Consider the following 12,901-nt stretch of genomic DNA (forward strand, 5'->3'; position numbering starts at 1 on the left):
TATTAAATTAACAGAAAAACTCCGTGAAGAAGCTGGTGGAGTATATACGCCAAGTATCCGCTCATCGTACCAAAAGTTACCAAAATCAACTTACAATCTTACGATTTCGTTTGGCTGCTCACCTGCAAATGCTGAAAAATTGGTCAAAATCACACTTGATGAAATTGCAAAAATCAAAACAAATGGCCCTGAAAAAGTTGACGTAGAAAAAGTGGTTGCCGAAGAAAAACGAGAGGTTGAATTACAAGTAAAAGAAAATGGTTTCTGGAATTCTTATTTACTTGAACAATATACTGATGGCGAAGATTTGAATTATATCAACCGCTATCAAAGTCAGTTAATTGATAAAATCAGTATCGAAAGTGTAAAGAAAGCTGCAAATCAGTTTTGTGCTGATAACTTTGCTAAGTTTGTGCTTTTGCCTGAGAAGAAGTAGATAAAACTCTTTCAAATCCTTTAAGCCTCTTCATAACAGAAGAGGCTTTTTTTATAGCTATAAACAGCTACATATCAACAATTTAATCATAAAACCAACCGCTTAGTAAATTTTTTGACCGCTTAGTAAATTTTGACATTGAAATTTTGAGTTTAGTAAAATATCTATATAGTTTTAGTCAAGAAAAGAATTAAAATCATTGTTTTTTTAATCAAATCTCAATTAATACCATGAAAAAAATTATCCTTTCAGTCATTGTAGTTTCAATGGTTACAAATGTATTTGCTCAGAGTACGCTCATTACTCCTGGAAATCAAGAAAATAAAAACTCAGGACCAGACTTAATTTTAACAAGTAATGGTATTCCTGAATTAAGAGGCCAAAGGTCAGACGGAACCTTAGCTGCACCAACAGCTGTTGGTACTGGCAGCAATCTTTTACAATTGAATGGGTTTGGGCATAATGGCAGCTCTTTTATAGCCAGCTCTGCAATAAGATTCATAACTTCCGAAACATGGACTTCGACCGCAAGAGGTAGTGATATGAGATTTTATACCACTAAAAATGGGACAACAACATTTAGTGAAAAAATGCGATTAACTGGTGATGGTTACGTGGGAATTGGTACTTCATCACCTGGCTTTTTACTAAACTTTCCAAATGCAGTCGGCGATAAAATATCACTTTGGGGAAATACTGGTAATCATTATGGCTTTGGTATTCAGGGTTCACTACTTCAAATCCATAGTGATATTTCGAGCTCTGATATCGCTTTTGGGCATGGCACAAGTGCTGCATTTACAGAAAAAATGCGTATTAAAGGAGATGGAAGTGTGGGAATTGGTACGGCGACCCCATTGCAGAATTTTGTTGTAACAGGAGATAATCCAGCAATGATAATAGGCCATAATGCCAGTTCACATTCAAGCAATAGTGTAGAATCAGGTAGAATATACTTTGATGAAGGAGTCAATACAACTTCAGGAAGGTGTGGTTTTGAAATGCACTATGATGGCTCTACTAATAAATTCGAAATAAACTCTGGTTGTACTGCTTTTGTAAACAATCTTACGATAACCAGAAGTACAGGAAACGTAGGAATTGGCACTGCAAACCCAACTAACAAATTAGATGTAAATGGTATTATAAGAGGAAACGAAGTTATAGTAGAAACTGGCTGGGCTGATTATGTTTTCCAAGATGATTACAAATTAAAACCATTGAGCGAAGTAGAGGCTTTTATCAAAGAAAATAAGCACCTTCCTTCGGTACCATCAGCGGCTAAAATTCAAGAAAAAGGAGCTCATGTAGCCGAATTAATGACCAAAATGATGGAGAAAATTGAAGAATTGACTCTTTATTCTATTGAGCAAAAGAAAGAGATTGATGAGCTAAAAAAACGTTTAGACGAAAAGAAATAACATCAAAACTCAAAATTATTGATATCGATGAAAAAGATAATAATAACATTTCTGGCGGTAATGGGATTATTTGCAGCCAATGCACAAGTTGAGTGTGGAACTAAAGTAACGGGACCACCAATTAGATTTAGCACAAAGCAGCAAGATAGTTTGAAGGCAATATTGGCGGTCACAACTCCTTATGCAGTTAGAGTGCATATAACGGTGTTTGCCGATGATAATGGAACAAATGTTGCAGCTACCAATGCAAACGTCATGCGGCAATTTAATAACATGGTAAACCAATACCAGCCACAAAATATCTGTTTTATTCTAATTGATGTACGTCAAGTAAATAGTACTGACCTCAACAATCATGATGCCGATACCGAAGAAGCTGACCTCAATGCGTATAAGATTGCGGGTTGTTTGAATATTTTTATTCATAATAGCCTTCCAGGCCTAAATGGAACAGCGTATGCAATTCCAAATACTTACCTTAGCTTATCTGGTGCCACAGTTACAAGTACAACAAACCTCACAACAATGGGCCATGAAGCTGGACATTGTTTTGGTTTGTACCATACGTTCGAGACTGCATTTGGCAGAGAAAGCGTAACAAGAAACTCAGCAAATTCATGTTATGATTGCGGTGTTGATGGAGACTTGCTTTGTGATACGGCAGCTGATGACCCAACTGACCCTAATGGTCAAGTAAACTCATCTTGTACTTATATTGGTGGCCGAACTGATGAGTGCGGGGTTGCATATACTAATACCCCTACGACAAACATTATGACTTATGGAGATAGGGCATGTAGAACAATCTTTACGGCTGGGCAAGGAGGCCGAATGCGGTCTATGATGATAACCAGTGCAACACTCATTCCAATTGTAGCTGACAATGTTGTGTTTGCTCCCGCTACTAACGGACCATTAACGTACACAACGGGAGTTGGTCAAGATTCAGGACGAGATGAACTTTACATAAGCAATAATACAACTGACAATTATACAGTATCCGGGACAGCCGTAAGAAATTTGGTTTCTAAAAAAATCTATCTGAAACCGGGTACTCGTTTTGCTCCTGCTGCAGGTGGGCAAGTACATGTAAAGGTTAATCCGTATTGTAATTAAAACATTTACTAACAAAATGCAATTTGAAGAGACTATTGTAAGCCTTTTTCAAATTGCATTTTTGACAATAAAACCATGGAAACTATCAATAAAATTCATGTTGGTAGTAGAAAATATCTATTACCCGAAGAAATGCTACACTTAGAGTCTGACATTAACTACACAATAATTTCGCTCAAAGGTGGCAAACAAATAATGACTGCTACTACTCTTAAAAAACTCGAAATCAGACTTTTGCCTTTCAAAAATTTTATTCGAGTTAATAAATCGGCAATTGTAAACCTTGACTATATCAAGCCCATTGATAATACTTTTACTCTTTCAAATCTCAAGAAAGTTGTTTTCTCTCGGAGGCGTGGCAAAGTTTGGAAAGAACAGCAGATAACTTAAAACAAAACGGAACTTCTCTCGAAGTTCCGTTTTGTTTATCCTTCCATTTCCAACACCTTTGCTTCCCACAAATCATTCGCTTTTTTTAGTTCTACTTTCACTACTTCATAATCGGCATTGAGTTTTTGCAACGCATGATTATCGGAATAATTACTTGGGTCGGCCAGTTTCCCTTCAATGGTAGCGAGCTGATGCTCTAAATCTGTAATTTTTGACTCAATTTCACCAATTTCTCTTTCCAATTTCTTTATCTGATTTGCATTGACAACTGGTTTATTTGGAACGGTTTCTACTTTCTTCGTAGGTTGAGAAACGGTCACTGTGGGCTGTGGACTACTGAATGTGGACTTCCGATTTTCTTCATACCATTCTTCCCACTCGTCGTATGTTCCTGGATATTCTTTGATTTCGTAATCTTCAATGTACCAAATTTTATTAGCTACTTGGCTCACAAAATGTCGGTCGTGCGAAACCACAACGTATGTACCTTCATATTGTTCGAGTGCTTGAATCAAGATATTGACTGACTGCATATCCAAGTGGTTGGTAGGTTCATCAAGCAGTAAGAAATTTGCTTCCGAAATCAATACCTTAGCTAATGCCACACGAGACTTTTCCCCCCCCGAAAGTACCTTAATTTTCTTGAAAACATCATCACCATTAAACAAGAAGCAACCTAAAACTGAGCGTAACTCGGTTTCAGATTTTCCTCCATCGGCATATTTCAATTCTTCTAAAAGCGTTTCTTCTAAGTGCAAAGATTCCATTTGATGCTGAGCAAAAAACGAAAAATTCACATTATGACCCAATTTTCGTTCGCCTTCCACATTCTCGTCACCCGCTATGATTCTCAACAAAGTTGATTTTCCTTTACCATTGGCACCAATCAACGCAATTTTATCGCCTCGCTCAATGATTGCCGTACTATTTTTTAAGATAACCTTCTCGCCGTAAGCTTTATTGACATTTTCGAGAGAAAACACATTTCTACCCGGGTTCACTCCAAATTTAAACTTAAAATGCACACGGGCAGTAGCATCAATTACGTCATCAATAATATCCATTCGGTTTAGAGCTTTTACTCTCGATTGTACCTGACGTGCTTTGGTTGCCTTCGCTTTGAAACGTTCAATAAAACGCTCAGTTTGACGAATCTGTGCTTGTTGGTTTTCGTAAGCTCCTTTCTGAATTTCGTTGCGGAGAGCTTTTTCCTCTACATAAAACGAATAATTACCCGAATATGAAACTAATTTCGCTCCCGTAACCTCAACGGTCGTATTACAGACATTATCTAAAAACTCTCTATCGTGCGAAACTACAACTACGGCGTTTTCGTAATTCTGAATATATTTTTCAACCCACTGAATGGAAGGTAAATCTAAGTGGTTGGTAGGCTCATCGAGTAAGAGTAGTGCAGGTTTTTGCAGAAGTAATTTCGCCAGCATTACACGCATACGCCAACCTCCTGAAAACTCCTTTAATGGTTTTTGGAGTTCTTCGGTTCGAAATCCTAAACCCTCTAAAATTTCCTCTGCCTTTGATTGAATCGTATAGCCTCCTAAATGGTCGAATTCTTCCTGTAAATGGCCGAGTTTATCGACCAATTCATCTTTATAATCTACTTCCATTTCGTGCAAAACTTTATCAATTTCTTGTTGCAAATAGTTTTCTCGCTCGAAAGCCTGCATCGCTACTTGCAAAATAGAATCTTGGGTTTGGTACGATAGTAAATCTTGGTTCAAGAATCCGATTGAGCAGTCGCCTGCTTTCGAGATACTTCCAGCATCGGGTTGATACTCTCCAACTATCAGACGCAAAAGCGTTGACTTCCCCATTCCGTTCAAGCCAATTAGACCAATTTTATCTTTTGGTTTTATTTGCAAATTTGCTCCGTCAAATATCGGCCTTCCACCAAAATAAAACGATAAATTACTGATTGTAAGCACTTTGTATGATTAATTATGTTTAAAAAATGTAACACAATTTAGAAAATTGTGTACTCAAACGACAACTCACAAGTTAAAAACTTGTGCTACGGCTTAATCAATAAACCTCTTCAAAATCGGGCCGTAGCTATCCACTCTTCTATCACGTAAATACGGCCATGTCGTACGATATTTTTCAGTTAAATCTAAATCAATTTCTTGAACATGTACTTCTTCTTTATCATGTGAAGCCAAATACAATAGACTTCCGAAAGGGTTTGCTACAAAACTTCCACCCCAAAATTGCTGGTCAGCTTCACGCCCTACTCTATTCACCGAAACTACGTGCAAACCATTTGCTACGGCATGACTGCGTTGAATCGTCTGCCAAGCATTATATTGTTCGGTATTCATAGCTGGGTCTGGTTCGTTGGTGTCCCAACCAATGGCAGTAGGATAAAACAAAATTTCTGCACCCATCAAAGCCGTAATACGTGAAGCTTCTGGATACCATTGGTCCCAGCAGATAAGCACACCCAATTTTCCGTATTTTGTTTCAAAAATTTTATAACCTAAATCATCGGCCGAAGCATCACCAGGCGTGAAATAGAATTTTTCATAATAACCTGGGTCGTCGGGGATGTGCATTTTGCGGTATTTTCCCAAGTATTTTCCATCGGCATCAAGCACAGCGGTTGTGTTGTGGTAAAGTCCAGCAGCACGTTTCTCAAACAATGACGCAATGATTACCACATTACATTCTTTGGCAACGGTTGATAATAAATCAGTTGTTGGGCCGGGAATGGCTTCGGCCAGATTAAAATTAGCGTGGTCTTCTACATCACAAAAATAAAGTGAAGTAAACAACTCTTGTAAACAAACTATATTTGCTCCTTTTGCGGCAGCTTCTCTGATTCCTTTAATTGCTTTTTGGGTATTTTCAGCCACATCAGCCGAACATGACATCTGTACTAATCCGATATTTACTTTACGCATATTTCTCTGTTTTTTCGCAAAGATACTTTCTTTCAATTAAGAATGTAGAATTAAGAATGTAGAATTGAGTTTTTTTCTCAAAAAAGCAATTTAGGGATAAGCGTAAAAAATAGCTATATTTGTGAATTATTTCATTTTTTACAGAATAAATGAGAATTTAGGTTAATTATGCTTCGAAGTGTTATCTTTCTTTATCATTCTTAATTCTACATTCTTAATTCTTAATTGTGCATTCGCACCAATCTATGTCATTTGAATCATTAAATTTAATTGAGCCAATAAAGCTCGCACTTGCTGCCGAAGGTTATACCACTCCAACACCCATCCAACAACAAGCCATACCGATAGTTTTAGAAGGAAAAGATTTATTGGGCGTTGCCCAAACTGGTACAGGAAAAACCGCCGCTTTTTCTATTCCAATCATACAAAAACTATATCAGAATAGAGATTTAAACCGTAAAGGTCGCCGAAAAATAAAGGCTCTTATCGTTACTCCAACTCGTGAGTTAGCCATTCAAATTGGAGAAAGTATTTCGGCGTATGGCAGTAATACAGATTTGAAACACACCGTAATTTTTGGTGGTGTAAAACAAGGCCGCCAAACCGACGAACTGCACAATGGCGTAGATATTTTGGTGGCAACTCCAGGTCGTTTGCTTGATTTGATTGCCCAAGGTTTTATCTCGCTCAATGCCATCGAAATATTTGTTTTAGACGAAGCCGATCGAATGCTCGATATGGGTTTTGTGCATGATGTAAAACGTCTGATTACGCTTTTGCCGAAGCAACGTCAATCGTTGTTTTTCTCAGCAACCATGCCTCCAGAAATCGTAAAATTGGCCTCCACTATTTTGCATAATCCATCTTCTGTGAGTGTTACGCCTGTTTCGTCAACGGCCGATACCATTAATCAGTTTTTGTATTATGTCGATAAAAAAGACAAAAATGCGTTGCTTTTGGATATTCTGAAAGACCCAAAAATAGAAACTGCTTTGGTCTTTACACGCACAAAACATGGTGCAGATAAAGTGGTAAAAGTGCTTTCGGCCAAAGGAATTAAAGCCGAAGCCATTCATGGAAATAAAGCCCAAAATGCACGCCAACGTGCGTTAACCAACTTTAAATCGAAGGAAACCCGAGTTTTGGTAGCAACAGATATTGCCGCTCGTGGAATTGATGTCGATGATTTGGCTTATGTAATCAATTTCGAGATTCCGAATATTCCAGAAACGTATGTTCACCGCATTGGAAGAACTGGTCGTGCAGGTGCAAACGGAACGGCCTTTTCGTTTTGTGAAGATGAAGAATTGACCTATTTAAAAGACATTCAACGATTAATTGGCAAGAAAATCCCTGTCATTAGCGAGCATCCTTATGCCATTCAACCGAATTATAGTGTTGGACCACCAGTTGTACAAAAACCACAAGGCCGAGGCGGTGCAAGACCCAATAATTCTTCGCAAAAACCAAACTCAACTACCAGAACAGCACCAAAACCTACTAATGGAGGAAACACTGCACAAGGCGGTGGTAAACCCAAAAAGAAATGGTATGGAAATGGCGGCAGAAAAGCATAATTTTTTTTACATTTACGAGCGTAACCTTCATCCCAATTACGCCCTATGAAAAATTTTATACTGCCTGTTGCTTTAATTGTCATACAGATTGCTTGTAAATCAGAAACCAAGCAAGAAACCGCCAAGCCTGAAACACTCGAAAATACGATTTGGGTTAATGCTAAGTATTTGGAGACACTCGAACGAACCAAATCACCGTTGCAAGCAAAACCTTTTGCCGATACTGTAATGATTAACTTCGATGCCAAAGCCGATACCGCCAGTATCGTTTGGAATTTCCATGAAGGTTCGTCGTATGTAATAAAAAAAGGCGAGAAAATTCAGTTTTTTGACGCTTACGAAGTAAAACCAAAACCAGAGTTTGAAGCAAGTTTGAATAATGGAGTTTTGAAAATTGGAAACAGTTTTTTCAAGAAAGTTGATACGACTGGTTTTATAGAAAAAAAATATTGGATAGGAAAATATTCAACGCCTAACGGAAACATCGAACTTAAATACGATGGTAAAATTTCGGGTGTAGATTCTTTGGCTACTTATTATGTTTGGTGCGATTATATAACTACCCAAACCAATATTGACTTGATAGATTTATACGCAAATTCCAATAAATCAACCACTTACGGTTATAAATTTGCAGGAAATGAGATTATTTTCTACGAATTTATTTGGAGTGAAGAGGGAATTGAGGGAAAAGCAGGGAAAGAGATTTTTAGATGGAAGAAAATATAATAGAAAAGGCTGTCTTTCGGACAGCCTTACGGCGAAGTCGGAACTTCACCTCACAAACTTAAAACGAACTCAATTTCTTTCTGATTCGCCACCAAACAAAAAATGCACGTACGCAAAGCATCAACACCACTGGAATTAAAGCATAATTGATTTCTTGCGGAAAGAATTTCCAAGCGGCCAAGAAGAATACCAAAATGATTCCATATGCTAAAAAATGTTTTGAAAGCCACGCTCTGTTATTCTCTTTTTTTAGTAATAAAGCAATCGGAAATAAAAGTGGGTAAGTCCAGATAATATTTAGGTTATTTTCGGTTACGCCGTGGTCAGTAAAAAACCAAAGTAAGAAAATAAACCAACCAAAAACCCCAGCTATTGTAAACAAGATTTTATCAAAAAGAAAACTCTTGCTTTCAGTTTTAAACTGATAAGCTGTAAAGCCTAAAACGAGCAAAAATAGCGTCCAAAATAAAATATTTGGCGTAATTGACTCTTTTTCTTTATCCGCAACGGCCAACATATCTCGGTTAATGAGTTGTTTTGAAAGTACCAAAGGTTGCCATTTCCCATCACGATTAATTTTTGCGGCATCAAAGGCATCCATCAAATTATCGGGCAAAAACATGGCTCCATTTGCTCCCGTTATTTCGTCAGAAGGTTCTCCGATAGCTAAATCCATTCCAAAATCTGCCCAAAGTTTTTCGTTTTTACGAGCATATAAATCAATCCATTGGCGATACGAACTATCGGCATGAAGCGTTTTGCTCAACTGTAAACTATCCTTACATACTCTACGCAATACATCTCGCAAACGAGTAGAACAGTTATCGTAAAAGAATTTATAAGCATATTCACGATTTTGTGGTAAATAATTATTTTGCAGAAAATCATAAACGCCTTGCTTCTGGGCTTGCGAAAGATTCAATACTTGTTCGATAACCGAACGATTTTCCTGACTCCAACCAGCCACATCATTCTCAAAGTAATTGCCGCTTATTTGATATGGGAGCGTTCCACGCAAAAATTTTATGTAAAAACCTTTTGTTCGAAAATCAAAAGCTCCGTAATTAAAGGTAAAATCAAGCCCTTGTCGTGGGTCACGGATACGGATGGCACTATGCCCAAAAGTAGAATATAACTCTGCCCCTGGCGAAACTGTCAGCAAACTAATTGTTGCATCAGTCGAGAGCATTTGGGCATTAGAAAACGAAGTTATTAAAGCAAAAACTACTAAGAAGAAGATTTTTTTCATGCAGAATAATGGTTTTCTGCAAATATAGGGAAGAAATTTACGATTTTCGAGTGACGATTTACGAATGAATAGAATAATTCGTAAATCGTCACTCGAAAATCGTCATTACTTTCAATAGCGGTCAACTTTTAATGAAGAAAGTCCGCTATCAACATTCAAGTATATTTTTTTGGTGGCTTTATCGAAACCTTTTGTTTGCCAAAGTCCACTTTTGATTTTCTCGAAATTATCAAAATCTTTGGCATTTAAAGCCCCATCCATTCTAATTTCACAACCTACGCTTTCAGGAACTTTAATTTTCACACTTGCCACACCTGATTCAATATCTACATCTACTTTATCTTGTTTATCGCCAAGTTTTATATCAATTGATGCCGCCCCTGTTTCGATGTCTAATTTTTTGACTTTATAATTCGTAAAATCAAAATCTAATTCACCTGCTCCAATTCCCATATCAATGTTCCAAACAGGAGCGGTACTTAATTTCAATAAAACATCATTATCAAACTTTTTATCTTCATCAAAATTGATATTGAAATCTTTGCCTTTTTTATCTTTCATCTCAAACTTGATAGTCTTGTTCCCATCATTTGTTTCTTCTTCTAAGACATATCCATTCTTGAAACTTAGCAAAGTAGTTGCTTCAAAAAGTCTGTTTGGCGATTCCTCTAAATCAAATTCGGCTGCTCCACCACCCAATTTCAAGGTAGCTTCTTTTACTTCAGGAGCCATTTCTACCGCAAAATATTGCTTATTTCTATCGCCCACCGTGGTATCTGAGTTTGAAGAATAATTATCGTCATCATCATCAAAATCATCAATGTCGATATTAATTCCATCACTGATTTCATCTTTTACTTCACGTACACCATCATCTACACACGTAAAGATTCCAAGCGGAATGGCGAAAGCAATCAAGAGTGCCGAAGTGGCATTATAAATACTTTTTTTATGATTAAAAAATGCAGCAACACCAGCCAAAATCAACATGATTGGCCAAAATTGAGCAATTTTGCGGAATGACCAGTTTAACTCAAACCAATCGAGGTTTGTACCCAAAAACAAGAAGCCCAACACGATAAGTATTGCCCCCCAGAAAATATTACTTTTACGTTCCATATTAATGTTTTGATTAAAAAATTGTGATTTGAAATAAAAAATCCTGCAAGTTGTTTGAAATCTTACAGGATTTATATGTCTTTTTTACAAATTTGAAGAACTATCGTTATTCGTGAAATTGGTAAAGTTATCGTCTTTTCTATCTCTAATGATAAGCCAAACGCCAATACCAATCAAAATCAAAGGCCACATTTGACCGATGTAACGGAATAAGTTGATGTGAAAAAATGTCTTGAACGAAAAGATAATACCCAAGATAATAAGTACTGCACCACCTACTAAATTGTTTTTTTGATTGTGACTGCCCATAAGAGTAAAGTTTGAAGTTTGAGAATTAATATCATTAGTTGAATTAAACGCTTGCGAGTCTCCTACCCCAGCAAAACCATACTCATATTTCACGGGTAAAACTACCCACAAGATAAAATAGGCAAAAAATGCAGGTACGGGAGTAAAAAACAATAATACAAAAACTACTCGAATTAGAGTAACATCTATATTAAAATATTCTGCTAAACCTTGTGAAACTCCACCGAGCATCGCCTGACGGTTTTTGATTCTAAATAATTTCTTTTCCATAGCCCCAAGGGTATTTTATTTTAGATTAGTTTTTTTAAGGAAGCCTTCACTTAAAGTGAAGACTTCCTTAGTGACTTGTGGTTGTTAATTTACGGGTGTGTAATTAACAGTTGTGATTTGAGATTCTTTGGTTGGCATCACAATCCAGAGAACTATGTAAGGTATAATTGCAGGAATCGGAGCAAAAAATGCTACTACGAACAATACACGTACGAGTGTTACATCAAGATTGAAATATTCAGCTAAACCAGCTGCTACACCACCAATCATTTTGTTTGTTTTGATTTTAAAAAGTCGCTTTTCCATTTTCTTAATATTGTTTATATTTTTTGTTTTTCTGTTTAAATCAACCACTGTTTGTGTGATTGATGAAACAAAGATATAGGCGAAAGACGGTACTATGTAATGCAAACTACATGAATGGAAAAAAATAATGTCAAAGGGATTTTTTTGAGGAGGATTTTGAAAACTAAATGTAGGAATGGCAAAGTTTGGGGGATGAAATGCAGCAGAAATGTACTTTGAGCAAATTTATACTCCAAAAGATAGCACTATCAAACTATCTTTTGGAGTATCGGAATCATCAATCTTCTTCTAAAAGCTCCAAAATTTCGCTCAATTCGTCATAATCTTTATATCCAGGTCGAATTTCGTTGCTTCCTTTCAATGCAATTCCTTTGAGTTGCATTTCTTCGAGAAGTTCGTTAACATTTTCAGCCGTAATTCCAAAATCTAAAACTATTGGATAATTGAATGCATATTCTTTGAGTGTATAGCGAGCAAAATCTGAGAAATCGCCCCCATCTACCAAAAAGAATTCAACAAATTGTGAATATCTCTCTAAATAGTCTTCGAGATACGCACTCTCAAATTCGAGTTTCAAGATAATTGGTTTACTTAAATCGGCAATTTGAGGTAAAAGTCCAGCTTCTGATATTTGCAAGATATCTATCTCATACGCTTCTACCATGGCTTTTACCTCTTCATAATCAGCACTTTGGGTTTCGCCAACAACCAGCACACCCGCCACCCAAGACTTTATTTCTTTCATTTTTTCGGGTGATGTATAATCGGCCGAAAATTTATCCATCACAAAACCAATCATTTCTACGCCCATCCCCGCACAATAGCGTGCATCTGACAAATTGGTTATATTACTTACTTTAACGAGTGTTTTTAATGACATTACCTTTACGATTTACGAATAACGATTTACAAATGACTATTTACGAATGACTATTTACGAATATCCGCAAGTTCAGTTTTAATTCTTTGGCTCAAAATTACCTCAGAACTATTCATAATCAAATTCTGTTGAGTAATTTTGCATTATCAATTATACATTATCAATTAATAGACGGTTG

Annotated in this window: 13 protein-coding genes; 6 read left to right on the top strand and 7 right to left on the bottom strand. The window is 36.7% G+C overall.

The genetic code is table 11. The annotated features are described in order from the left end of the window. The 4 genes from ABR854_RS07415 to ABR854_RS07430 form a co-directional block, all read left to right on the top strand. A partial coding sequence (locus ABR854_RS07415; RefSeq protein ID WP_350264760.1) for an insulinase family protein occupies window positions 1–436 on the top strand: 436 nt, incomplete at its 5' end. A 230-nt stretch (window positions 437–666) separates the two neighbouring features. Then, window positions 667–1,857: a hypothetical protein gene (locus tag ABR854_RS07420; protein WP_350264761.1), complete on the top strand. Its 1,191-nt coding sequence runs from the start codon at window positions 667–669 to the stop codon at window positions 1,855–1,857. 27 nt (window positions 1,858–1,884) lie between these two features. Beyond that, on the top strand, window positions 1,885–2,973 hold the full coding sequence (locus ABR854_RS07425; RefSeq protein ID WP_350264762.1) for a M43 family zinc metalloprotease: 1,089 nt from the start codon (window positions 1,885–1,887) through the stop codon (window positions 2,971–2,973). 75 nt (window positions 2,974–3,048) lie between these two features. Then, window positions 3,049–3,363: a LytR/AlgR family response regulator transcription factor gene (locus ABR854_RS07430; protein WP_350264763.1), complete on the top strand. Its 315-nt coding sequence runs from the start codon at window positions 3,049–3,051 to the stop codon at window positions 3,361–3,363. Window positions 3,364–3,398: 35 nt separating this feature from the next. On the opposite strand, the gene ABR854_RS07435 is transcribed toward ABR854_RS07430, so the two are convergent. Beyond that, window positions 3,399–5,309 (bottom strand): ABC-F family ATP-binding cassette domain-containing protein, encoded by a 1,911-nt coding sequence (locus tag ABR854_RS07435; RefSeq protein ID WP_350264764.1) that lies wholly within the window; start codon window positions 5,307–5,309, stop codon window positions 3,399–3,401. Window positions 5,310–5,402: 93 nt separating this feature from the next. After that, entirely contained in the window at window positions 5,403–6,284 is an 882-nt protein-coding gene (locus ABR854_RS07440; protein WP_350264765.1) for a carbon-nitrogen hydrolase, read from the bottom strand. A gap of 245 nt (window positions 6,285–6,529) precedes the next feature. Here ABR854_RS07440 and ABR854_RS07445 point away from each other — a divergent pair, with 245 nt between their 5' ends. Then, on the top strand, window positions 6,530–7,861 hold the full coding sequence (locus ABR854_RS07445; protein ID WP_350264766.1) for a DEAD/DEAH box helicase: 1,332 nt from the start codon (window positions 6,530–6,532) through the stop codon (window positions 7,859–7,861). A 45-nt stretch (window positions 7,862–7,906) separates the two neighbouring features. Then, window positions 7,907–8,590, top strand: a complete 684-nt coding sequence (locus tag ABR854_RS07450; RefSeq protein ID WP_350264767.1) for a hypothetical protein — start codon at window positions 7,907–7,909, stop codon at window positions 8,588–8,590. A gap of 58 nt (window positions 8,591–8,648) precedes the next feature. Here the strand turns inward: ABR854_RS07450 and ABR854_RS07455 are convergent, their stop codons facing one another. From ABR854_RS07455 to trpF, 5 genes are all read right to left on the bottom strand, one after another. After that, window positions 8,649–9,839, bottom strand: a complete 1,191-nt coding sequence (locus ABR854_RS07455) for an Lnb N-terminal periplasmic domain-containing protein (RefSeq protein ID WP_350264768.1) — start codon at window positions 9,837–9,839, stop codon at window positions 8,649–8,651. A gap of 111 nt (window positions 9,840–9,950) precedes the next feature. Then, window positions 9,951–10,958, bottom strand: a complete 1,008-nt coding sequence (locus tag ABR854_RS07460) for a toast rack family protein (protein WP_350264769.1) — start codon at window positions 10,956–10,958, stop codon at window positions 9,951–9,953. Window positions 10,959–11,042: 84 nt separating this feature from the next. Beyond that, on the bottom strand, window positions 11,043–11,537 hold the full coding sequence (locus ABR854_RS07465; protein WP_350264770.1) for a PspC domain-containing protein: 495 nt from the start codon (window positions 11,535–11,537) through the stop codon (window positions 11,043–11,045). Window positions 11,538–11,621: 84 nt separating this feature from the next. Further along, window positions 11,622–11,843 carry a PspC domain-containing protein gene (locus tag ABR854_RS07470; protein ID WP_350264771.1) on the bottom strand — a complete coding sequence of 74 codons (222 nt, stop codon included), beginning with the start codon at window positions 11,841–11,843 and terminating at the stop codon, window positions 11,622–11,624. Between the two features lie 277 nt (window positions 11,844–12,120). Further along, on the bottom strand, window positions 12,121–12,723 hold the full coding sequence (gene trpF, locus ABR854_RS07475) for a phosphoribosylanthranilate isomerase (RefSeq protein WP_350264772.1): 603 nt from the start codon (window positions 12,721–12,723) through the stop codon (window positions 12,121–12,123). Between the last annotated feature and the right edge of the window lie 178 nt (window positions 12,724–12,901).

It is taken from the genome of Emticicia sp. W12TSBA100-4 (genome assembly GCF_040253585.1).
Lineage (GTDB): Bacteria > Bacteroidota > Bacteroidia > Cytophagales > Spirosomataceae > Emticicia.